General features: G+C 55.2%; 20 protein-coding genes. 6 read left to right on the top strand and 14 right to left on the bottom strand.

Annotation, left to right across the window (positions count from 1 at the left end):
• Position 1: 1 nt before the first annotated feature.
• Positions 2–1192 (bottom strand): MFS transporter, encoded by a 1191-nt coding sequence (locus tag ACIPDS_RS09225; RefSeq protein WP_400734855.1) that lies wholly within the window; start codon positions 1190–1192, stop codon positions 2–4.
• A gap of 186 nt (positions 1193–1378) precedes the next feature.
• Here ACIPDS_RS09225 and ACIPDS_RS09220 point away from each other — a divergent pair, with 186 nt between their 5' ends.
• The 4 genes from ACIPDS_RS09220 to glpC all read left to right on the top strand — a co-directional run bounded on the left by ACIPDS_RS09220 (position 1379) and on the right by glpC (position 6466).
• Positions 1379–2257, top strand: a complete 879-nt coding sequence (locus ACIPDS_RS09220; protein ID WP_400734853.1) for a LysR family transcriptional regulator — start codon at positions 1379–1381, stop codon at positions 2255–2257.
• A 126-nt stretch (positions 2258–2383) separates the two neighbouring features.
• The gene (gene glpA / locus ACIPDS_RS09215) at positions 2384–4012 is read left to right on the top strand and encodes an anaerobic glycerol-3-phosphate dehydrogenase subunit A (protein ID WP_400734851.1); all 1629 of its coding nucleotides are present in this window, start codon (positions 2384–2386) and stop codon (positions 4010–4012) included.
• Positions 4002–5261, top strand: a complete 1260-nt coding sequence (gene glpB / locus ACIPDS_RS09210; protein ID WP_400734849.1) for a glycerol-3-phosphate dehydrogenase subunit GlpB — start codon at positions 4002–4004, stop codon at positions 5259–5261. The genes glpA and glpB overlap by 11 nt, the downstream gene beginning before the upstream one ends.
• A complete protein-coding gene (glpC, locus tag ACIPDS_RS09205) occupies positions 5258–6466 on the top strand; it encodes an anaerobic glycerol-3-phosphate dehydrogenase subunit GlpC (protein WP_400734847.1) in 1209 nt (402 codons plus the stop codon). Before glpB ends, glpC begins: the two co-directional genes overlap by 4 nt.
• 174 nt (positions 6467–6640) lie before the next feature.
• Here glpC and ACIPDS_RS09200 read toward each other — a convergent pair whose 3' ends face one another.
• The 9 genes from ACIPDS_RS09200 to ACIPDS_RS09160 all read right to left on the bottom strand — a co-directional run bounded on the left by ACIPDS_RS09200 (position 6641) and on the right by ACIPDS_RS09160 (position 16309).
• Positions 6641–7837 carry a nicotinamide mononucleotide deamidase-related protein YfaY gene (locus tag ACIPDS_RS09200; protein WP_400734845.1) on the bottom strand — a complete coding sequence of 399 codons (1197 nt, stop codon included), beginning with the start codon at positions 7835–7837 and terminating at the stop codon, positions 6641–6643.
• A gap of 148 nt (positions 7838–7985) precedes the next feature.
• Positions 7986–8528 (bottom strand): YfaZ family outer membrane protein, encoded by a 543-nt coding sequence (locus ACIPDS_RS09195; RefSeq protein ID WP_166516158.1) that lies wholly within the window; start codon positions 8526–8528, stop codon positions 7986–7988.
• Positions 8529–8704: 176 nt separating this feature from the next.
• Positions 8705–10066, bottom strand: a complete 1362-nt coding sequence (gene menE / locus ACIPDS_RS09190; protein ID WP_400734842.1) for an o-succinylbenzoate--CoA ligase — start codon at positions 10064–10066, stop codon at positions 8705–8707.
• Positions 10063–11028 carry an o-succinylbenzoate synthase gene (menC, locus tag ACIPDS_RS09185; protein ID WP_400734840.1) on the bottom strand — a complete coding sequence of 322 codons (966 nt, stop codon included), beginning with the start codon at positions 11026–11028 and terminating at the stop codon, positions 10063–10065. Before menC ends, menE begins: the two co-directional genes overlap by 4 nt.
• The gene (gene menB, locus ACIPDS_RS09180; RefSeq protein ID WP_166516155.1) at positions 11028–11885 is read right to left on the bottom strand and encodes a 1,4-dihydroxy-2-naphthoyl-CoA synthase; all 858 of its coding nucleotides are present in this window, start codon (positions 11883–11885) and stop codon (positions 11028–11030) included. The genes menC and menB overlap by 1 nt, the downstream gene beginning before the upstream one ends.
• A gap of 14 nt (positions 11886–11899) precedes the next feature.
• A complete protein-coding gene (menH, locus tag ACIPDS_RS09175; protein WP_400734837.1) occupies positions 11900–12661 on the bottom strand; it encodes a 2-succinyl-6-hydroxy-2,4-cyclohexadiene-1-carboxylate synthase in 762 nt (253 codons plus the stop codon).
• Positions 12658–14328, bottom strand: a complete 1671-nt coding sequence (gene menD, locus ACIPDS_RS09170; RefSeq protein ID WP_400734835.1) for a 2-succinyl-5-enolpyruvyl-6-hydroxy-3-cyclohexene-1-carboxylic-acid synthase — start codon at positions 14326–14328, stop codon at positions 12658–12660. Before menD ends, menH begins: the two co-directional genes overlap by 4 nt.
• Positions 14329–14407: 79 nt before the next feature.
• A complete protein-coding gene (menF, locus tag ACIPDS_RS09165) occupies positions 14408–15700 on the bottom strand; it encodes an isochorismate synthase MenF (protein WP_400734833.1) in 1293 nt (430 codons plus the stop codon).
• A gap of 147 nt (positions 15701–15847) precedes the next feature.
• Entirely contained in the window at positions 15848–16309 is a 462-nt protein-coding gene (locus ACIPDS_RS09160) for a GNAT family N-acetyltransferase (RefSeq protein ID WP_400734831.1), read from the bottom strand.
• Between the two features lie 44 nt (positions 16310–16353).
• Here ACIPDS_RS09160 and rbn point away from each other — a divergent pair, with 44 nt between their 5' ends.
• Together rbn and ACIPDS_RS09150 are read left to right on the top strand one after the other, a co-directional pair.
• On the top strand, positions 16354–17274 hold the full coding sequence (gene rbn / locus ACIPDS_RS09155; protein ID WP_400734829.1) for a ribonuclease BN: 921 nt from the start codon (positions 16354–16356) through the stop codon (positions 17272–17274).
• A 64-nt stretch (positions 17275–17338) separates the two neighbouring features.
• A complete protein-coding gene (locus tag ACIPDS_RS09150) occupies positions 17339–18334 on the top strand; it encodes a chemotaxis protein (RefSeq protein WP_400734827.1) in 996 nt (331 codons plus the stop codon).
• A gap of 251 nt (positions 18335–18585) precedes the next feature.
• On the opposite strand, the gene ACIPDS_RS09145 is transcribed toward ACIPDS_RS09150, so the two are convergent.
• From ACIPDS_RS09145 to katE, 4 genes are all read right to left on the bottom strand, one after another.
• Positions 18586–18750 (bottom strand): YnfU family zinc-binding protein, encoded by a 165-nt coding sequence (locus tag ACIPDS_RS09145; protein ID WP_400734825.1) that lies wholly within the window; start codon positions 18748–18750, stop codon positions 18586–18588.
• Between the two features lie 194 nt (positions 18751–18944).
• Positions 18945–19157, bottom strand: a complete 213-nt coding sequence (gene cspA / locus ACIPDS_RS09140) for an RNA chaperone/antiterminator CspA (RefSeq protein WP_022647355.1) — start codon at positions 19155–19157, stop codon at positions 18945–18947.
• A 761-nt stretch (positions 19158–19918) separates the two neighbouring features.
• Positions 19919–20773: an SDR family oxidoreductase gene (locus ACIPDS_RS09135; protein ID WP_400734823.1), complete on the bottom strand. Its 855-nt coding sequence runs from the start codon at positions 20771–20773 to the stop codon at positions 19919–19921.
• A gap of 64 nt (positions 20774–20837) precedes the next feature.
• Entirely contained in the window at positions 20838–23111 is a 2274-nt protein-coding gene (gene katE / locus ACIPDS_RS09130; RefSeq protein WP_400734821.1) for a catalase HPII, read from the bottom strand.
• Between the last annotated feature and the right edge of the window lie 603 nt (positions 23112–23714).

Here is a 23714-nt window from a genome sequence, read left to right as displayed (position 1 = left end):
GTTAGTGCACCTCGTGTGCACTCACTAACGGCATCGGGCCGCGGCGTTTCATCTGCACGATATATAACGCACCGGCCAATACCACCAGCACCGCCCCCATCAGATAAATTGCGCGATACCCAACCTCTTCCACCATCAATCCCATGACGAACGCCCCCAGCGCCAGCCCCGCATCCATCGCATTGAAAAACAGCGAGTTCGCTACGCCGATTTTATGCGGTTCCACCGAACTGATGATTTGCGTCTGGAAGATAGGCGTCACCGAACCGTAGCCGATACCAATTAGCGCCCCCGCGAGGATCATCGTCACGCTACCGTGTGTATAGCCCAGCACCACCAGCCCAACGGTGAAGGCTAACAGGCAAGGATAGACCACATATTTCGGCCCTTTTTTATCGCAGACATTGCCGGTAAAGGCGCGGCAAACCATCAGGAAAATGGCGTAGCACAGCAGGAAGTTACTGGCCGCGGCCATTAAGTCCAGCTCGCGCGCATACAGCGCCAGGAAAGCGGAAACGCCAGCATAAGCAAACGTCATAAAGAAAGTGACCGTGGCGAAGGGTAAGGCTGCTTTATCGAACATTGCCGCAAAGCCCAGCTTCGGCTGCGAACCGTCGGCATGACGAATAACCGGCGGAACGTTAACGATAAGCGAAAGAATAATGCCCACAACACAGGCCACCGTACACATCCAGAACGCGGGGATAAATGCGCTATGACGCGCCATATTCAGGCCAATCCACGGCCCAACGACCATGGCCAGCCCCATGGCTAAAGAGAAAAAGCTGATGCCCTCCCCACGTCGGGAGGCAGGTATTAACCGCGCGGAAATCGTCCCTTTTACCGTGGTAATCACCCCGAAGGTGAGACCGTGGAGCACGCGAACAAAAAGCAGTGCGCCAACAGAGTGGCAGAAAGGATAGAGCGCGGTCACGACCAGAAACGCCAGAGAGGAAAGCATCAGAATCGTTTTGTTTGAGTATTTGCCCACCCACTGCCCGGCAAAAGGGCGCACGATAATCGCGGCGGCGAGAAAGCAGGTCACCAGCAAACCGGCTTTGTCGGCGGTGGCATTGAGATTGTCGGCAATATAAATGGGGAGCAGGGTTAAAAGTACATAAAATACGAAGAAAATAATAAAGCTAAGAATAGTGACTGCCCAAAAATCTTTAGTCCATAGTTTTTCTTTCATGTCCTTGACACCTTCTTCCACGGCGCGCCTTACCGCATTCATCGAAAATATATAAATTTAAGAATGCATTTTAAAAACAAATAATTGCGTGCGTGATTTTGTGATTCAGTCCGTAGCAAAAAGTATATTGACGGCATATAAATTAGTAAAATTAATCGTATTAATATATTTGATTAGAGATAACTAATGACACTTACTCAAATCAATGCCCTTTTAACGGTACTGGACTGCGGTGGGTTTACTGAAGCCGGCAAGCGCCTATACATGACTCAATCGGCGGTAAGCCAGGCCATTGCCGGGCTGGAAGAGGAGCTGGGCGTGGCCATCATAACTCGTGAGCGGCGAAAGGCTATCAAACTCACGCCCGCCGGGGAGCGTATTATTGTCCATCTTCGTCGACTCATGGGCGAGGTTAACGCGGTAAAAGAGATTGCCGAGCAGGAGAAAAAGTCCCCGCTACGTCTATTACGAATTGGCTGTTTTCCGAGTATTTGCGCCAGCGTCTTGCCGCAGGTCGTGCGTTATTTCGAGCAACATCATGCCAGTATTAAGATTGTGCCGCTGGAAGCCAACAGCGCGGAGATTATTACGGCTATCCGCGAAAATCTTATCGATGCCGGATTTGTTCATATGCCCGCTGAAGGGATGTTTTCGACGCCCGTTTATAAAGACCGCTTTAGCGTCGTGGTGCCGGATAATCACCCCTTTGCCAGACAGCGGCAGATCCCGCTAAATGCGCTGATTGGCGAGCCGCTTATCATCAGCAAAGGTCGCTACGAAATGAGCATTATGGCCCTATTTGCCGGTATGAACGTGACTCCCAAAATAAAATATGAGTTTAACCATCCGAGCACCGCCATGAGCTTTATTCGCCAGGGCTTAGGCATCGCCCTGCTGCCGGAATTAACGCTGAAAACCCTCGAGCAACCGCTGTGTTCTGTGCCACTGGAGCCCGCGTTTTATCGTCAGATTTCACTTATCGCCAGCGAACCGCCGGTGGCCGGAAGTCCGTTGCAGCTTCTGCAAAATTGCCTGCACCAGCTGGTCGAGGCGGGCCACATCTGAAAAGTCGACACGCCACACAAAACGCGCTATTGAATTTTCGATTAATGCTCGTTTATGTTCGATATCAAACAATTTAGGACTTAAATGTGACTTACTGTTAGCAAAGCGAACATTAAGGACATCAAAATGAACCGCGCCCCTGTACATGAATATGACGCCATTATCATCGGCGGCGGTGCCACCGGAGCCGGGATTGCTCGCGACTGTGCACTACGTGGCCTGAAAGTAGTACTGGTTGAGCGTTTCGACATCGCCACCGGTGCCACCGGACGCAACCACGGGCTGCTGCACAGCGGCGCACGCTATGCGGTAACCGACGGCGAATCTGCCCGCGAATGTATCAGCGAAAACCAGATCCTCAAGCGCATTGCTCACCACTGCATTGAACCCGTTGATGGGCTATTTATTAGCCTGCCGGAAGATGATATCGGCTACCAGAAAACCTTCGTTGAGGCCTGCCGCGCCGCCGGTATCTTCACCGAAGTGATTGACCCAACCTTTGCACGCCACATTGAGCCCTCGGTGAACCCCGCGCTGGTCAGCGCCGTGCTGGTGCCCGATGGCACCGTTGACCCCTTCCGCCTGACCGCCGCCAACATGCTTGATGCCCGCGAGCACGGTGCCACCATTCTCACCGGCCATGAAGTTACCGGCCTTATCCGTCAGGGCGAGCGGGTACATGGCGTCACCTTATATCACCACGACAGCCGCGAAACGCAGCAACTGTATGCTCCCGTGGTGGTGAATGCCGCCGGGATCTGGGGGCAGCGCATTGCCGAATATGCCGACCTTAGCATTCGCATGTTCCCGGCAAAAGGCTCGCTGCTAATCTTCGAAAACCGGATTAACCAGCACGTGATCAACCGCTGCCGTCCACCGGCCGATGCGGATATTCTGGTGCCCGGCGATACCATTTCGCTGATTGGCACCACCTCGACGCACATTGATTATGGCGATATTGACCGCTGCCGGGTTACTCCTCATGAAGTCGATATCCTGCTGCGCGAGGGCGAAAAACTGGCGCCGCGCATGGCGAACACCCGCATTTTGCGCGCCTACTGCGGCGTGCGTCCGCTGGTTGCCAGCGATAACGATCCGAGCGGACGCAGCGTCAGCCGCGGAATCGTCCTGCTCGACCACGCCGAGCGTGACGGTCTGGAGGGTTTTATCACCATTACCGGCGGCAAGCTAATGACCTACCGCCTGATGGCCGAATGGGCGACCGATGCCATCTGCCGTAAGCTCAACCACACGCGCCCCTGCACCACCGCCGACACGCCGCTTCCCGGCTCGCAGGAATCTACCGAGAAAACCCTTCAGCGCATGATTTCCCTGCCCACGACGCTACGTGGTTCGGCCGTCTATCGTCACGGCGACCGCACGCCGGCGTGGTTAGGCAACAGCCGCCTGCACCGTAGCGTGGTCTGCGAATGCGAAGCCGTTACCGCAGGTGAGGTTCAGTATGCCGTGGACAATCTGGCGGTGAACAACCTGCTGGATTTACGTCGCCGTACCCGCGTGGGGATGGGAACCTGCCAGGGCGAGCTGTGCGCCTGTCGGGCCAGCGGATTGCTGCAACGCTTTAACGTTACTACCTCAACGCAGACGCTGGCGCAGCTTTCTGATTTTCTCAACGAGCGCTGGAAAGGCGTGCAGCCTATCGCCTGGGGCGATGCGCTACGCGAAAGCGAACTGACGCGCTGGGTGTATCAAGGACTGTGCGGTTTACACAAGGAGCCTGAAGATGAAATTTGATAGCGTTATCGTAGGCGGCGGGCTGGCAGGCTTGCTGTGCGGGATACGGCTGCAAAAAGCGGGGCTGCGCTGCGCTATCGTGAGCCAGGGTCAGAGCGCGCTGCACTTCTCGTCCGGCTCGCTGGATCTGCTGAGTAACTTACCTGATGGGCAACCGATAAATGACCATGCGCAGGGGCTGGCGACATTGTGTGCACAATCGCCCGATCATCCTTACGCGCGAATCGGCGCATCCCGCGTTCTGCACTATGCCAGCCAGACGCAGGAGCTGCTGGCCGAATGCGGTATCCCGATGCAAGGCGACATTGCGCAGCCGCATCAGCGCATCACGCCGCTGGGCACGCTGCGCGCTGCCTGGTTAAGTCCGACGGAAGTCCCGGTCGCTCCGCTGGGTGAAGCGCGGATCCGCGTGGTGGGGATCGGTGGTTTTCTCGACTTTCAGCCGCATCTCGCCGCCGGGGAGCTGCAGAAACAAGGACTCATCGTCGATACCGCCGAAATTGACCTGCCGGAGCTGGACGTGTTGCGCGACAACGCCACCGAATTTCGCGCGGTCAACATTGCCAGAGTGCTCGATGAACGCGCGTTATGGCAGCCGCTGTACCAGGCGCTACTGCCATTGTGCGGAGGCTATGATGCTCTGATGATGCCCGCCTGCTTTGGTCTGCGCGACAACGCCCTGCTTGCCTGGTTAAACGAACGCCTGCCCTGCCCGCTGTACCTGTTACCGACGCTGCCGCCTTCTGTGCCGGGAATGCGACTGCATTCCGCGCTACAGCGGCAGTTTGTCGCGCAAGGCGGTACCTGGATGAATGGCGATAAAGTGGTTCGTATTAGCCAGAGTCAAGGTGACGTGCGCGAAATCTGGACGCGCAATCACGGCGATATCCCGCTGCGTCCGCGCTTTGCCGTGCTTGCCAGCGGCAGCTTCTTTAGTAACGGCCTGACCGCCGGGCGCGAAAGCATCCGTGAATCGATTCTCGGACTGGATATTCTCTCCCCTTCACCGCGCGCCCGCTGGTATCACGAGGACTTCTTTGCCTCGCAGCCGTGGCAGCGTTCGGGGGTCAGCGTCGATAGCCATCTGCACCCTACGCTACAAGGCGAAACGCTACGCAATTTGTTTGCCATCGGCTCGGTGCTTGGCGGCTACGACCCGATTGCCGAAGGGTGTGGCGGTGGCGTTTGCGCTGCAACCGCGCTGTATGCCGCAGAGCAGATAATCCAGTTAACGGGAGGCCAGGCATGAGCCAGCAAAGCTTTGAAAATTGCATCAAGTGCACCGTTTGCACCACCGTCTGCCCGGTTAGCCGCGTCAATCCTCGTTATCCGGGGCCAAAACAGGCCGGGCCGGACGGTGAACGACTCAGGCGTAAGGACAGCGGGCTGTACGATGACGCGCTGAAATACTGCATTAACTGCAAGCGCTGCGAAGTGGCCTGCCCGTCTGACGTTAAAATTGGCGATATCATCCAGCGCGCCCGCGCCGATTATGGCCAGGCAAAACCGGGGCTGCGTGACGCCATTCTGAGCCATACGGATTTAATGGGTACGCTTTCCACGCCGTTTGCCCCTATCGTCAATACCGCCACCGGTTTAAAACCCGTCCGCCAGCTGCTGGACGCCGCGCTGAAAATCGACCATCGCCGGAGCCTGCCGAAATATTCGTGGGGGACTTTCCGCCGCCGCTATCAACGTATAGCCGCGCATCAGGCGCAGTTTGCCGAACAGGTGGCGTTTTTCCACGGCTGTTACGTGAACTACAACCATCCACAGCTCGGGCTGGATCTGATTAGCGTGATGAATGCGCTGGGCGTTGGCGTGCAATTATTGAGTAAAGAGAAGTGCTGCGGCGTGCCGCTTATCGCTAACGGCTTCTTTGACAAAGCGCGGCGTCAGGCGCAAAGCAATGTGTCTTCGCTGCGTGAGGCTATTTTGCAAAAAGGGATTCCGGTACTGGCAACCTCCTCCACCTGCACTTTTACGCTACGTGATGAATATCCGCATTTGCTGGAGGTGGATAACCATGACCTGCGTGACAGCATTGAGCTCGCCACCCGCTGGCTGTGGCGCAAGCTGGATGCCGGTGCAGAACTTGCGTTAAACCCACTGCCGTTAAAAGTGGTTTATCACACACCGTGTCATATGGAGAAAATGGGGTGGTCGCTGTATACGCTGGAATTATTGCGCAAAATACCCGGCCTGGAGCTGCAGGTGCTGGAGTCGAACTGCTGCGGTATTGCCGGTACTTATGGCTTTAAAAGCGAAAACTATCCCACATCGCAGGCGATCGGCACCCCGCTGTTTGCGCAGATTGAAGCAAGCGGCGCAGACCTGGTGATTACCGATTGCGAAACCTGCAAATGGCAGATAGAGATGTCCACGAGCAAGCGCTGTGAACACCCTATCTCCTTATTAGCACGCAGCTTATCAGACCAACAAAATCCGACTTAACACATTGATATCACGATATGTAGGCCGGATAAGGCGTTCACGCCGCCATCCGGCAATGCGCACCGAGGCTGCCTGATGGCGCTGCGCTTATCAGGCCTACAATCCGGCATAACGCATTGATATCACAACGTGTAGGCCGGATAAGGCGCGCGCGCCGCCATCCGGCATAAAGGCTTACAGCGTCAGCGAATCCACGACGTTAATCCAGCCATGATCGCTGGCAACCGGGCGACCGTGCAGCCAGCGACGCAGCATATTCAACGCCATCATCGCACACACTTCCTGGCGCACTACCAGGCCGTGGCGCGTGTTGCTGAACTTCAGCTGCAACGCGTAAGTCTGGTCAGGCGTTGAGAGCGCGATGTTGATGTGCTCGGACTCAAGCCCGCTTACCGCCAGCGCTAATCCGGCAAAGTGATTCTCCCGACGCTCCGCCGCCCAGCGCGCGGTTTGCGCCAGCGTTTCGTCCTGCGCGGGCACCACTTCGCTGGCCAGCAGCGGCGCTGCGGCACGCGAAAGCTGTAACGCCAGAAGCCCACTGGTGAACTGTTCGCTCAAGGTCAGACTCAACTGTTTTTCTTTCAGCACGCGCGCAATCTGTACGGGCAAACCTTCGGTGCCTTCAAAAATCAGACTTTCACCCGCCACCTTCTGCACTTCCGGCCACAGCGCCAGCATCGCTTCACGGTGTTCCGCAGGCCCGGTCAGCTTGAGCTCGATGATCGGCATAGAGGAGCGATAGCCCATGATCACGCCCGGCGGTAAATCGAGATGCTGAAGGCTCTGGGCGAGGTCGCTCTCGGAGCGGCCAAAGGTGGTAAGACGCAGACAGATTGGTGGTTCCCCCACCGGATAGCGCTGGCGAATACGCGGCAGAATCTCTTTTTCTACCATCACCTTAAATTCGGACGGCACGCCGGGGGTGAAGAACATCAGGCAACGGTTAAGTTTCACCGCAAAACCGCAGGCGGTGCCGACGGGATTATCAATCAGCTCAGCGCTGGCGGGGATTTCCGCCTGTTTGCGGTTGCTCGGCGCCATTACGCGGCCGCGCTCGGTAAAAAAGCGCTCCATGCTGGCCAGCCACTCTTCATGCAAAATCAGCGATTCGCCTTTGGCCGTTGCGGCGGCCAGCGCGCTTAAATCATCGCTGGTCGGCCCAAGGCCGCCGTTGACGATTAAAATATCCGCCTGGGTGCTGCGTTCGCGAAGGATAGACACCAAATCATCAAGATTATCCCCCACGGTGTTACGTCGCGTGAGCGGAATACCCTGCTGAAAACAAAAGTCTGCAAGCCACGCCGCGTTCGTATCGACAATCTGCCCCGATAAGACTTCGTCGCCCGTGGACAGCATCTCAACCGTTATCATCACTTACTCCAGTAAAAAGAGAACGGTTTACTATAGCGTATGGTGAGCAATTAAGAACCTGGCTACTTAGCGGGGATGGCATTAAAAGGTGGAAAAATCGCGGAGATGAACAACAGGCGCGGCGGGCAGCCGCGCCGAAAGGCAATGATTAGAACGCCGCACTCACGCCAACATACGGGCCGTCAGCCACCGCGTTGTCACGGTTACCGTCTTTACCCGCAAGGTTCAGATAACGATAGCCCGCTTCAATGCTGATAGGACGCATCAGGGTGTAACGCGCCCCAGCGTTCGCTTCGGTGTAGCTGTCAATGCCGCTGGAAAGTGAGTCTGGAGAGTAATAGTACTCGCCGAACAGGCGCAGGCTATCACCAATTTTCCACTGCAGGCCGCCGCCAACGGCTGCCGCATAGCCGGAATCGCCGTCCTTAGGATCGGTATAAATGCCTTTGCCGCCAACGGTTGCCAGGAATGGGCCAAGCGGAATATTCAGCCCGAGGCCCAGACCCGCGACGTCGCCATCGTCGTCGTTGTGCGTCCAGTTACCGCTTAACGCGAGGCCCGACGTTTCGGTGCCCATGCCAAAGCCGAGGTTGGTATACTCTTTACCCGCCTGACCGTTAAAACTGATTGCACTCGCTGACGCCGAGACAAACATTAACCCCGCGAGGCCAAATAACACGCTCTTCTTCATTTTAATCCTTTCACGCAAATGCAAAAAATACCCTAAATAATCCGCTGAATTGTACTGCGATATACAGCGGATTCAATGTGCTAAACGGCTAATAATCCTTCGGATTGTAACGAATTGAGACCAATTCATTCACAAGAATGATAATTAATATTTATGGGATTCAGAAGAGAAATCATTCATACCGCCGACTGGGCTTTAACCCACAACGCAAGCTGATGGCGAGAAACCTTAATCCCCGTCCCTTTCATTTCTTCAGGCAGTAATAACCAGCGGCAAGGCTGCTGGAAGCCGGCCAGTTTATCTTTCGCCCACGCGGCCAGTTCAGAAAAACTCAGCGGCGACTCGATATCAACAACCGCCACCGGGCGCTGACCGAACTCAATATCATCCACCGGCACGATAAAGACCTGTGTTACCGCCGGATGCCGGGCAATCACCCGCTCCACTTCCTCCGGCTGAATGCCTTCACCGCCGCTGAAAAAGAGATTGTCGAGACGACCAATAACCCGCAGATTGCCGTTATGTATCTCTCCGCGATCGCGGGTCGCAAACCAACCTTCCTCATTCACCAGTGGCATTAGCTCGCCATTACGCCAGTAACCCGCCGCCATACTGGTTGCCCGCAGCCAGATTTCACCGTCGACCAGACGCAGCTCGCGCCCCGGCAGCGGCGTACCAACATCATCGCCGCCGTTCGCTTCGCGCGCGCAAACGGTGGATGCAAACTCGGTAAGACCGTAGCCGCAGAAGGTGTGAATACCCTGGTGCGCCGCCTGTTCGGTCAGCGCCGCCGGAATGGCCGCGCCGCCAAGCAGCACCGATTTTAGCGTTAACGGCTGATTATCGTTGAGCAAACGCCACAGCTGTGTCGGCACCAGTGACGCATGGGAGCAGCCGGTTAACGCCTGCGAGAGCGGCTTTTCGCTTATCGCCATCTGCCCCCCCGCCAGCAGCCAGCGCCAGAAAATGCCCTGCCCGGAGACATGAAACAGCGGTAACGACAGCAACCAGCAGTCGTTTTGAGCAAAAGGCATCAGGCTCAGTACGCCTTCAGCGCTTGCCAGATGCGCCTGACAGGAATGTACTGCGGCTTTCGGCAACCCGGTTGAACCAGAGGTGAGAGTCATGGAGGCAAAACGCGGCGCCTGCCAGTCAACGTCGATATAGCCGGAAGTGGCGAAGCAGCGCAGCGGCGCAAGGCCGTAATGCGCATCGCTTTCGAGGTTCAGCAGGTACCGTAAGGTGAGCCCCGGCAGCAGTTCGCCAACCAACGAGGCTGGCAAACGCGGATTAAGCGGTAAAATACGCGCGCCGCACTGGAGCAGCGCAAGCCAGGCCAGCACCGCATCCGGTTGATTGCGCGCGCAAAGCGCCACGCCGTCACCCACGTTAACGCCCTGCGCCTGAAAACCGGCGGCAAGCTGGTCGATACGCTGGCAGAGCGTTGACCAGCTTAGCGTTTCGTCATCCAGACGTAATGCCGGGGCGTCGGCACGCTGTGAACACCAGTGCCGCCAGGGCCAAGTCGCGAACATCACAGCAGCGGCTCCATATCCTCAATCGCCCCGCACGGCAGCACGCTCTCAGGCCAGCAGCGAATAAGCTGCGTCTGCATCAAGTTCAGCGTATCCAGGCCGGGGAGCGTTTGCGGCGTCAGCCAGGCGGCAACGCGCGCCAGTTGGGTTAGGCCGAGACTCGACTCCAGCGAGGAACTAATTACCGCCGTCAGCCCAAGCGCATGCGCGGCAGACACCTGCTCCTGAACCCGCGCCAGGCTGCCGGTTAACGTCGGCTTAATCACCACCGCACGCAGTCCGGGCTCGGCTTCAAAACGGAAATCGGCTTCGCGCAGGCTTTCATCCCAGGCGATGGCAATGCCGGTTTCACGCGCGAAAGCGCGCGAGTCGTCGCGGGTTTTGCACGGTTCTTCAAGAAAAGCGATGCGCGAGCGGTAGTCCGGGTTGACGTATCTGGCGAACTGCTGGGCTTTCAGCGGTGTCCAGGCGCGGTTGGCGTCCAGACGTAAGGTCAAATCAGGGATCGCTTCCAGCAGCAGGTTGACCACCATGCCGTCGCGTACCGCTTCATACAGCCCGACCTTGACCTTAGCCACTTTCTCGCCGGACATTTCAGCCAGCTTAACCACCAGTTCATCCGGGTCGCCGGTACACAAAGGTGCCGCGCGATAGTCAGCCGCCAGCGGCAGCGTATCGTTCAGCTCCGCCAGCGCACAGCTTACCCCGAAGGCCACAGAGGGAATCTCGGGCAAGGGTAAATCTTCACCCTGCCGCCAGGCCGTCGCCCAGGCGAGCAGCGCCGATTGTGCATCGTCCAGCGTTTCCTGGCTGAATCCCGGCAGGGGGGAGATTTCTCCCCACCCGTCACGTTCGCCGTCACGCAGGTAGACGAATAACCCGTCGCGGGTTTTCAGCCGCCGTTCACGCAGAACCACACCCGCGTCCATCGGGATCTGCCAGCGGTAAACCTGCGCGCTGCGCATTATGGATTCCGTTTGAATTTGCTGAAGTCAGGCTGACGCTTCTGGTTAAACGCGTTGCGCCCTTCCTGACCTTCTTCGGTCATGTAGAACAGCATGGTGGCGTTACCCGCAAGCTCCTGCAGACCCGCCTGACCATCACAGTCAGCGTTCAGCGCCGCTTTCAGGCAACGCAGGGCCATTGGGCTGTTTTGCAGCATTTCACGACACCAGCGTACGGTCTCTTTTTCAAGATCGGCCAGCGGAACCACGGTGTTAACGAGGCCCATATCCAGCGCGGCTTTCGCATCGTACTGACGGCACAGGAACCAGATTTCACGCGCTTTTTTCTGACCGACGATGCGCGCCATATAAGATGCGCCCCAGCCGCCGTCAAATGAGCCCACTTTCGGGCCGGTCTGACCAAAGATGGCGTTATCTGCCGCGATGGTCAGGTCGCACATCATGTGCAGCACGTGGCCGCCGCCGATGGAGAAGCCTGCCACCATTGCAACAACCGGTTTTGGACAAGTGCGGATCTGGCGCTGGAAGTCCAGCACGTTCAGGTGATGAACGCCGCTGTCGTCCTGGTATCCGCCGTAGTCACCGCGGACTTTCTGATCGCCACCAGCGCAGAATGCTTTGTCGCCAGCACCGGTTAAGATGATCACGCCGACATTGTCGTCATAGCGCGCATCGCTCATGGCCTGGATCATCTCTTTGACCGTCAGCGGACGGAACGCGTTGCGCACCTGCGGACGGTTAATGGTAATTTTGGCGATACCATCAGCCGATTTTTCATAAAGGATATCGGTAAAACCTTCCGAACAATCGTGCCACTCGGCAGGGGCGTACAGCATAGCTTCATCAGGATAAATCATAACGTGTCCTATTGTCAGAGAGGCAGAATCTGCGCCAGGCAGTCGGCAACGCCCGCCGGGTTTTCCCGGTGCGCGTTGTGCCCGGCATCACGAATAATGCAGCAAGTCAGCGAGAGTTCCTCGGCGATAGCCCGAAACTTGAGGTCGCGCTCGCCGCAGAGATAGTGGAAAGAGAAAGTTCGCTGGCGCAGCGAAGAACGCAAATCGTCCTGTACTGCCAGCGAGGTTGCCAGCAGCATTGCTGCCAGCGCACGACCGTCGTTGTGCTGGCGAAGCGATACCAGCGCATCACGCTGGGCCGCCGTCAGGCTGGCAAATACCGGCTGTTGATACCAGGCGTGGAACACCTCAGCTAGCGGTTGTTCGGCAAAGCGCTGCGCCCATTGCTGGTCGTTACGCAGCCGCTGATCACGCTCTTCGGCATGCGTCAGCCCCGGGTGACCGCCTTCGACAATCACCCCTGCCAGGCCTTCTGCCCGCGAGCAGCAAGCGTAGTGCATGGCAATCCGCCCGCCCAGCGAGTACCCCACCAGCCAGTAATTAAGTATGTTGTAACTAAGAAGCGTGGCCTTAAGAATCTCGGCCATGGCGGCGAAATTAGCCACCCGCACGTCAGCCGAGCCGCCGTGGCCCGGCAGATCGACATACAGCCGGTTAGCCTGCGGGAACCGTTCGCCGACCGGCTGCCATTCACGATGGTCGCCGGAAAAACCGTGCAGAAAAATGAGCCACGGCTGCTTTGGGTCACCCCGTTCGGCGACGGCATGCAGGATCATAGCTGGCTGACCTGCGCCAGCAAATGTTGCAGCGTTTGCGCGCCGTCGGTGTCGTTGACCACCAGCTCGATAACCGTCGTGGCAGGCGTGCGCCAGGCGGCGTCCAGCGCAGACTCCAGCGCTTGCCAGTCCTGCGGTTGCTGATAATGCAGACCAAACATTTTCGCCGCGTGTTCAAAGTGAACATTTTGCGGCATCGCATAGAAGCGTTCGCGCTCTTCCACCGGCGTTGGCAGCAGGGAGAAAATCTGCCCGCCGTTGTTGTTGACCACGATAAGCACCAGCGGGGCAGAAACCTGACGCAGCAGCGCCAGCGCATTAAGGTCATACAGCGCGGAGAGGTCGCCAACGATAGCCAGCGTCGGCCGGGCGCGGCCGCGCTGTACCCCTGCCGCCGTTGAAATCAACCCGTCAATACCGCTGGCCCCGCGATTGCTGTACACCGGATAGCCGGCCGGAAGCTGCCCCAGGGCATCAATTAAGCGCACCACCAGGCTGTTACCGACAAAAAGCTGACCTTGTTCCGGCAAATAGCGGCGAATGCGGTGCGCAAGCTGCGCCTCGCCAAAGTGTTCGCTTTGCGAAGCCACCCGCTGCCAGGCCTGCTCGGAAAGGGCCGGGATCGCGGTTGCCCACGGGGTGCGCTTTTCAGCCGGATGCTGTTCCAGCCAACGGTCAATGTCGCAGACCAGACGACGCCCGCGATGATGCGCCGGGTCAAGGCGACCTGTGAGATTATCGACTAGCCAGTATTCGTCAGGCTCGCAGGCCAACTGCCATTGCAGTACCCGTTTGCCGGTTAAGCTGCTGCCGAGCTGCACCACGATCTGCGCCTGCTCAAGCTCAGCGGTCGCCGCCGGGTTGGCAAGCCACAGATCCGCGCACGGCAGCGGCTGCCCGGTTTGCGACAGCACGTCGCCAATCAGCGGCCAGCCGAGCGTTTTCGCCCATTCGGCAACCAGCTTGCCCTCTTCCGCGCTCATCCGCCCGGCGACAATCACCCCGCGCTTCTGCCGCCAGAAGAACCAATCGCGCTGCGCGGCGCTTTCCTGATGCAGCGATTCGCGCAGCCAGGGTTTGTCGCTCTGCCACCAGTTGCCTAGCGCCTGCTGCCAGCCGAGGCCGGTTTCGTCCATGTCGCCATAAAGCGGTTCGGCAAATGGGCAGTTGATGTGAACACCGCCCGCGTGGAGCGAACCGAGCGCGTCATCAACCACCGATACCAGCCAACGCGCGGGAATATCCTGGCTTGGACGCGGTAAGGAAACGGTATGAGAAGGATGCGAGGCGAACATGCCCGGCTGACGAATCGCCTGATTCGCGCCGCAGTCAATCAGCTCAGGCGGGCGGTCGGCGGTCAGGAGAATAATTTTCTCACCGGTCAGGCCCGCTTCAATCAGCGCAGGATAAAGGTTTGCGACGGCAGTACCGGACGTCACAATCACCGCCACCGGCTGCTGGCTGGCTTTTGCCAGCCCTAGCGCCAGATGTCCAAGCCCACGCTCGTCAAAATGCGTGTGGTGAATAAAGGTGCGATTTTCCGCCGCCGCCAGGGTGAGCGGGGTCGAACGTGACCCCGGCGCAATGCAGATGTGCCGCACGCCATGACGGGTTAATGCTTCAAGGATCACCGCCGCCCAGCGTCGGTTAAATGCGCTTACTGACATGAAATTGTCCGGTATCAAGTATTGCGACTCAGTATAAATACTACGACATAGTAGAATTTTGATATGAATCGATAATGTTCTATTCAGAGAACAGTAATGAACGCAGCCCCGCCGCTTTGTTTTCGATTTCCTGCCATTCTTGTTCGGGGTCTGAGCCTTCAACAATCCCTGCGCCCGCATACAGCCGCAGGGTGTGGCCTTCTACCTGCGCGGAACGCAGCGTGACGCAAAATTCGCTCTGTCGCCGGGAAAGGTATCCGGCTGACCCGGCATACCACTCGCGGTTAAACGGTTCAACGCGGTTGATAAACGCCAGCGCCGACGCGCGAGGCAAACCGGCCACCGCAGCGGTCGGCTGCAATTGCAGCAAGCAGCGGGTGTCATCCGGCAGGTCCAGCTCGGCCTGAATGCGGCGACGTAAATGCTGCACTTTGCGCAGTCGAACAATTTCAGCGGGTAAAACATCCATCGTCTGCACGATGCCCTGTAGACGATGGCGAATATCTTCCACCACCAGGCTGTTTTCACGCTGATTTTTATCATCGCGCATCAGCCAATCGCCCAACTGCTTCGCCTTCAGGTCATCATCATGCGCAGCCACGGTTCCCGCCAGCGCTTCAGTATCAAGCGTGGTGCCGCGTCGACGCCATAAGCGCTCCGGTGAAGAGCCCAGGAACGTTCGCTTCGCGTCAAAGGCCATAAAGAAATGATAGCAAGAGAAATTCACCCGGCGACTGGCGGCCATCAGCGCACCGGCATCGGGCGCGGCGCTGAAGGTGAGATCCGTCGCCCGCGCCAGCACCACTTTAGTAAATTCACCGTCGCGAATCGCCTGCGTCGCCTTAGCAATAGAGTGGCACCAGCCCGGTTTGTCCGGGCGATGAACTTCTCGATTCTGGCGTAGCGTCAATTCCGTAGCGGCATGATGCACTGAAAGTTCTGCCAGGCATTCGCGCGCGCGCTCGGCATCAACGTGCAGCGAGCTGTCGCTCCACAAATTGAGGCGCAAAACCGCTCGCCCCGCTTCGCGCCGCCACGCCAGGCGCGGTAAGAACAGCACGCCCTGCTGAGGTTCAAAAGCATTCACACCGCAGATACGTATATCGTCACGTTCCTGCGTCGCCAGGAAGTCGTTGGCCTGCGCCAGCGATGAAAAAGTCACGACTGCGCCAAGCGCGGCGATCTCCTCGTGGCCGTTGCGCTGCTGCCAGTAAAACTGCGGCCATATCGTCTGCCCGCTAAGCCAGGCCAACGGATCAAAAGCGTCGTTTAAGGGGAAGGAGACTTCAATGATTCGCGTGCCGGGCAACGCGGGAAAATCGTCGGCCAGATGCTCCGACAGGCTTTGCAATGCCGTTAAAATGGACTGCACGCGAACCTCCCTATCATAAAAGCCACATAGTATACGGGGTACTAAGGGTAAAAAGCAGTACCCACGATTAGGGAGCGAAAGGACCGTAAGGCAATATCGCACTGAAAAACAATGCGCTTTGCCTTTTACTATAGACAGGATTGTGGCTTAAGAGGGCTGAATCTCACGCGCCATGCCGATGTGCGGGATGCCGTCTTCATCGTAAACGTCGGTCACGGTGATAAAACCGAAATGGGCATAGAAGTCGCGAAGATGCGCCTGGGCGCCAAGATAGATAGCGCGGTCGGGCCAGCGCTGCTGGCAGCTATCGAGCGCCCGTTCCATTAGCTGATAACCCAGACGTTCGCCGCGTACCGCAGGGCTGACAATCACCCGGCCAATCGTCACCGGTTCAAACGCCGCCTCGCTGACCAGAATACGGGCGTAGGCCACAAGCTCGTCACCTTTCCAGCCAAGAAGATGGCGGTTTTCGCCAATCAGATCGTCACCGTCGATATCCAGATAAATGCAGGCCTGCTCGACCACAAAAACTTCGCTGCGTAATTTCAGCAGTGCGTACAGCGCCGGGACGGTGAGTTCAGAATGGTGCAAATCTTGCCAGCGAATCATGGTAGGCTCCTTAGACCTTTTTTACCGCCAGAGGGCGCGGCACTATGCAATTGACGTTTTTAGGCACATCCGCGGGCGTGCCAACCCGAACCCGCAACGTAACAGCAATGTTGTTGCAACTGCAACACCCAACGCAGCCGGGGCTGTGGCTTTTCGACTGCGGCGAAGGGACGCAGCACCAGCTGCTGCGCACCGCGTTTCATCCGGGAAAAATCGAGCGCATTTTCATTAGCCATCTGCATGGCGACCATCTGTTCGGCCTGCCGGGGCTTATCTGTAGCCGGTCAATGGCGGGCAATATGCAACCGCTGACAATCTATGGGCCAAAGGGGATTAAAGAGTATGTGGAGACCAGCCTGCGCCTGAGCGGCTCCTGGACAGACTTCCCGCTGGAGATTGTCGACATCAGCGCGGGTAAAATTCTCGATGACGGCCTGCGTCAGGTTAGCGCTTATCCCTTAGAACACCCGGTAGAGTGTTACGGTTTTCGCGTCGAAGAACATGACAAGCCGGGCGCGCTGGATGCCAAACGGTTAATTGCGGCGGGCGTGCCGTTCGGCCCTCTGTTCCAGCGCCTTAAGGCCGGTGAGACCATTACGCTTGCCGATGGTCGCACGGTGAACGGCGCCGATTTTCTCGCTCCGGCCACGCCCGGCAAAAAAATAGCCATTTTTGGCGATACCGCGCCTTGCGAAGCGGCGCTTGAGCTGGCGCGGGATGTCGACCTGATGGTCCATGAGGCGACGCTTGAGGCAGTGATGGCGGAGAAAGCCAACAGCCGGGGTCACTCTTCGAGCGAGCAAACCGCGCAGCTGGCGCTGGCGGCTAACGTGAAGCGGTTGATTATCACCCACGTCAGCTCGCGCTACGACGCCGAGGGCTGTCGTCGGCTGCTGGCCGAATGCCAGAGCGTATTCCCGGCGTGCGAACTGGCTGAGGATTTTTCTACCTTCACGCTGCCATAACGTTTTGCCCTTTGGTGCCGATAACTCAGCTAATGCGATTTCGCTTTATCACGCTGAGGGCACCATGGATAACTTCCAGAAAGAGATTGACGACAGGGCTAACCTGACGCTGTCCAACCGTTTCGAACTGCTGCTGTTCCGGCTGGGCGCAGCGTCACAGAGCGAGGCTTCTGAGCTGTACGGCATTAACGTCTTTAAGCTGCGGGAAATTGTGCCGATGCCGAGCTTCACCCGTCCGGCCGGTATTAAGCCGCCGCTGATGGGGATGGTGAACATTCGCGACCAGATTATCCCGGTTATCGATCTCGCCGCCGTCGCCGGTTGTAAACCGACCAACGGGCTTAATATTCTGCTGATCACCGAGTACGCGCGCAGCGTTCAGGCGTTTGCCGTGGAGTCGGTAGAAAACATCACTCGCCTCGATTGGACGCAAATCCATACCGCCGAGAAAGCGGTAAACGGCAAGTACATTACCAGCATTGCCTGCCTTGACGATCATCAGGAGAGTAACAATCTGGCGATGGTTATCGACGTTGAGCAAATTCTGTATGACATCACCCCCGCCAACCACGATCTGCACGCCAAGGAACTGAGTCCGCGCCAGTTCAATATTAAACCTGGGGCGACGGCGATTGTGGCAGAAGATTCTAAAGTCGCGCGCGCCATGCTCGAAAAAGGGCTGAAGGCGATGAATATCCCTGCCCTACTGCACGTCACCGGTAAAGAGGCCTGGGAAAAGATTGAGCTGCTGGCACAAGAAGCGGCAAAAGAGGGCGTTCCGGTAAGCGATAAAATCGCGCTAGTGTTAACCGACCTTGAGATGCCAGAGATGGACGGCTTCACCCTCACCCGCAAGATCAAGACCGATCCCCGTCTGAAAAATATTCCGGTGGTGATCCACTCGTCGCTGTCGGGCAATGCGAACGAGGATCATATCCGCAAGGTGAATGCCGACGGCTATGTGGCGAAATTTGAGATTAACGAGCTGGCCTCGGTGATTGAGCAGGTGCTCAATAAAGCCAGCGGTAGAGGGGAAAGTACGCTGCACGCGGTGCGATAAACGACTGCAAAATTTCACCACGCGAGGCAAAAATGCGTTTAAAAATTCCGTCGATGGATACCTACCGGCGGATTTTGCGTTTATAGCTGACGTGTTATCACGGGAAATATTAATTTTCCCGAGCGTAAGCCATAAAGCTGTCGTTCAAATCATCATGTGCGTGACTGAGATGAATTTGCATCAGTCGAAATTTATTGCCAAATGAGTTGGTTTTCGAAAATTACCCTGATCATCTGGCAAATGCGAGATTGTTAGGATCGCTGTGTTGATTTGAATAAAGAACTGCAATAAGGGCAGACAAGTTGAGCCCCTTTTTGGACGCGGCTAAAGCTATGTTCAGAATCTTTTGAACAGTTAGGACATGGGCATTTAACTAAGTAATTGCGGCGGGTTTGTGCGTTTTTACGTTCTGACATAGGCATCTCCTGATTTAAGGGAATGTCACCATACACGTTTAATTAGGTTATTGCTCACTTTTATTCACCGTAAACTGAGATAAATGTAATAAAAAAACCCGCACATGGCGGGTTAATTTTATTATCAGTAACACTTATCTGCTCAGGCTAAAGCCATCATCGCTTTTGTAAACATCACTGATAATGGGCGCGACTTACAGCGGAGAAACGTTACCCGCTGCTGGGCCTTTAGCGCCGTTTTCAATGGTGAAGGAGACTTTCTGACCTTCATCAAGCGTTTTGAAGTTGTCACTCTGGATTGCAGAGAAATGTACGAATACATCTTTGCTGCCGTCGTCAGGAGTAATGAAACCAAAACCTTTATCTGCGTTAAACCATTTTACTAAACCAGTCATTTTATTAGACATAGATAATTCCTTAATTAATGAGTCACTCAAGGTGACGATGATGGCCTGTATTTCGAGTGGCTTATTTGGCACTTAGAAGAGGACTCATGAATAAGGGTATCGATGGATAACGCTTGAACTGAGGACTGCTTTACTAAAACTGCTTTCATAAGGTCTGAATTTCAAACCGATGACGTCATTAAGACATAGCGAAATTGTTTTAGCAACGATTATATTTTTTATTTTAACCACTTACACACCCGGATGGCTATATGTCCGTTGATTTTCTCAATAATAAAACCAAATATACCCGTCATACTTCACGTTGCAGGTGCGTTGGCTACGCTCCCTCACCAGAGGCCAGCCTTTGGCTGATCAAATTCGTTCCTGACGAATTTGTCGCTCCCTTGCCGCTTTCCAGCATACCAAAACTCACAACCCGCGCCCGCCCCCGCTCTTTTTTGCTACATCGATGGAGGTTTTTTGCTTCCCCGCCGTATTTATTTCCTCGAATTGTGAGAAATCTATTATGATTAATACATCAGCCGATTCTTTACTCACAATATGAGGTATTTGATTATGACTGAACGAAATAACAATCAGGATCCGTCGTCAAAAAGTGGCAAAAAGCCCCCTCGCCCGTATCAGGCCTATATTATTGCGGGGATCATTATTGTTATCGGAGTATTTTATTTAGCGATGTATTGGTAATCTACCGTCAAATCGCGGGCGCCTTTCAGCGTGGCGACCGATAAATATTTTTATCGGTCGCCATGTTAAGATTAACCATTCACTATAACACCACCGTTAATATGCAAGGTTTGCCCGGTCATATAGGAAGAGTCATTACAGCCTAGATAAACGTAGGCCGGAGCAAGCTCACTGGGTTGCCCTGGACGTTTCATCGGCGTGTTTTCACCAAATTTTTTCACTTCCTTTGCGCTGAACGTAGAGGGAATTAACGGCGTCCAGATAGGGCCGGGAGCCACCGCATTGACACGAATATTACGCTCGCTGAGTTTCAATGCTAAGGAACGGGTAAAGGAGACAATCGCGCCTTTCGTTGACGAATAATCGATTAATGTCGGATTACCATGATAGGCGGTCACAGAAGTGGTATTAATAATCGCGCCTTCCGCAGGCAGATATTTTAAGGCTTCCAGAGAGAGCATCACCATGCTGAAAAAATTGGTCTGAAATGTTTTTTCAAGCTGTTCTTCGGTTATGTGTTCTGGTTCATCCTGTGGGTGTTGCTCCCCGGCATTATTGACCAGAATATCCAGCTTGCCAAATGTCTCAACGGTTTTCCCCACGGCATCTTTAATAAATTGCCGGTCACGTAAGTCGCCGCGCAATAACAGCACCTCTGCGCCGTAATGGGCGGCACTACGTTGCGTTTCACGAGCGTCCTGATCCTCATCTAAATACACAATCGCTACTTTCGCCCCTTCTTTAGCGTAAGCGATGACCACCGCGCGGCCGATACCGCTATCGCCACCGGTGACCAGCGCGACTTTTCCGGCAAGTTTGTCGCAGGCGCGGTATGAGGGGTCGTCATAGAGCGGCGGTGGAACCATGTCTTTTTCCAATCCAGGCTGGCGCGATTGCTGCTGAGCGGGTTGTGAGCTCGATGCCATGATTCCTCCAGATTTTGCAGGGGTGAATTAAGGTGCTACGTCTAAGACGGCAGCACCTTTGAGGTTAGGCTGGTATCGAGGCGGCTTTGTCGCTACGGCTCCAGACTCTGTGCGCACTCAGCGCGGTAAAGAATTTATTCATCGTGGCATTTGAGATGGCTTTATCAAGGATAACGCCTTCCTCAGCATCTTCCGCCTGCCATAGGGCTTTTAGCTCGCGGGAGTCGCCGCTAAGGCCAATGACTTTTAAATGCCGATAGGCTTCCAGCAGATAATGTTTTGCCTCCCCGCTTTTCAATAGCGCAGGGCCGACGCCGGCCGGCACAATCACCGCATCGAGGGTGATAGACGGCGTTCCCGCAAAGGTGGCATCAATCGCCAGGGTTGAGCCATCGCTGGCGGTAATATTGCCCAGCTTCTGAGCCAGCAGTTTTGGATGTACGCCTTTCTTTTTCAGCGCCTGGAGGGTGGTTAACACATCGGTGGCATCCACGTTATCCGCCAGCAGCAGCGCGACGATACGCCCTTTAATACTGCCGCCCGGCTGCGCATACAGACTTAACGACAAATCACGCTCAAGCCCGTTGACGGGTTTAGGTGGGCTGACGTTACGCTGCTCATCAGTCAGGGTAATGCCAAGCTCTTCCGCCACTTTTTGTGCCAGCGTCGTATCAATGCGCGTCAGGTGATCGACAACGCGCTCACGAATGTAGGCACGCGCTACTTTTCCTAATTCGAAGGAGAAGGCATCGATAATGTGCTGTTGTTCCACCGGCGTCTGGCTTGACCAGAAAAGCCGCGGTTGCGAATAGTATTCGAGGAAGGAAGGGCTACGCTCGCGAACTTTGCTGGCCTCTACACGTTCAGGATAGCTGGAGAAACCGTCGTTTTCCTGCGAGGACTGCGTTTCTCGCGGCCAGTTATTGTTGATGGAATTTGGGCTGTAGTTTGCCGGATTAGTATTAATTTCCATACGATGCATGCCGTCACGCTGGAGATTGTGATAAGGGCAGACCGGGCGGTTAATCGGAATTTCATGGAAATTAGGCCCGCCAAGGCGGCTAATCTGGGTGTCGGTATAGGAGAACAGTCGCCCCTGCAATAACGGGTCATTGGAAAAATCAATCCCGGGAACAATGTGTCCGGGGTGGAACGCAACCTGTTCCGTTTCCGCAAAGAAATTATCGGGGTTGCGGTTTAGCACCATTTTACCGACAAGCTGCACCGGGACTAATTCTTCCGGGATAAGCTTGGTAGGGTCGAGAATATCGAAGTCGAATTTGAATTCGTCCTCTTCTGGAATGAGCTGTAAACCCAGCTCATACTCTGGATAATCTCCGGCTTCAATAGCTTCCCAGAGATCGCGACGGTGGAAGTCAGCGTCTTTACCCGCCAGCTTTTGCGCCTCGTCCCACAGTAAGGATGCTTTCCCCGCAACCGGCTTCCAGTGGAAGCGAACAAAGGTGCTTTTGCCCTCGGCGTTAATCAGGCGGAAGGTATGAATACCGAAACCTTCCATCGTCCGGTAGCTGCGCGGAATCCCGCGGTCGGACATTGCCCATATCACATTGTGCAGCGTTTCAGGCTGCAAGGAGACGTAGTCCCAGAAACTATCATGGGCGCTCGCCCCCTGAGGGATTTCATTGTGTGGTTCCGGTTTTACCGCATGAACAAAATCCGGGAATTTAATCGCATCCTGAATGAAAAAGATGGGGGTGTTGTTACCCACTAAATCGAATACACCCTGCTGGGTATAGAATTTTGTGGCCCAGCCACGGATGTCACGCACGGTATCCGCCGACCCTCTTGAACCCTGTACCGTGGAGAAACGGACAAAGACGGGCGTCTGTACGCCGGTGTGTTGCAGAAAATCTGCCTTGGTCACGTCGGCAAGACTTTTATAAAGCTCAAAATAACCATGGGCGGCCGAGCCGCGAGCATGAACGATACGCTCAGGAATTCGTTCATGATCAAAATGGGTGATTTTCTCCCGCATAATAAAATCTTCGAGCAGCGTCGGTCCTCGGCTGCCGACCTTTAACGAGTTCTGATCGTCGGCGATTTTCGTGCCCTGATTGGTGGTCAAAGAACGCTTGTCATCGTATTTTCGGTGGGCTTCAAGCTGCTGGATTTTTTCATTGCTCTTGCTGCCGTCTTTTAAACTACCGGGAGCAGTTGGCTGCTTTCCAGGAGGTGTGGGAGCACTATCAGGAATATGAGAATTATCGGCAGGAGCGGTGTTTGTCAGGTGTAGAGGATCGTCGTGGATAACGGTATTTTCTTTTACTAATGAGCGGCTTGCCTTTGCATCATTCAGTGGGGTATTTTTCTTTTTCATGACATTGCCTCAGCGCCAGTTTAAAAAAACAAATTAATAACGAACATTAAATCCTAGTCGGGAATGTTTAATGTAGCCAGTCAACTGCCAATATATTTTTTCTTTAGGAATATACCTTTATCAAAAAAAAAGAAAAATAGCGCGGCCTGTAATCTCATACAAGCCATTGTTTGTTATGCATTTTATTTTAAATCATTAAAACTTGTGAATACCTGATTTACAGCTATAATTATAGGGTTATCTATATTTACTCACGGTTAATCTCACCATCATAATATTTAGCTTTATTATTCCTCGTTAATATCTTCAGCGCAGGACTATGGGCAAATAAAAATTATCCCCCCGGTGGTTTCAGGACTCAGCTGGTTTATCTGCGTTAGATAATTATTTCGTCGATAAATTGTTCTCAGGTTCTATACCCAAAATAATTCGAGTTGCAGGAAGGCGGCAAGGGAGCGACAAATTCGTCAGGAACGAATTTGATCAGCCAAAGGCTGGCCTCTGGTGAGGGACAGGGATGTCCCTCAGTAATCCCCAGGAGCTTACTCTCGTAAGTGACTGGGGTGAGGGAGCGTAGCCAACGCACCTGCAACTTGAAGTATG

It is taken from the genome of Kluyvera sp. NPDC087067, assembly GCF_044745165.1.
Classification (GTDB): domain Bacteria; phylum Pseudomonadota; class Gammaproteobacteria; order Enterobacterales; family Enterobacteriaceae; genus Kluyvera.
The sequence above is the reverse complement of the archived record's forward strand: the minus strand, read 5'-3'. Positions and strand labels throughout refer to the sequence as shown.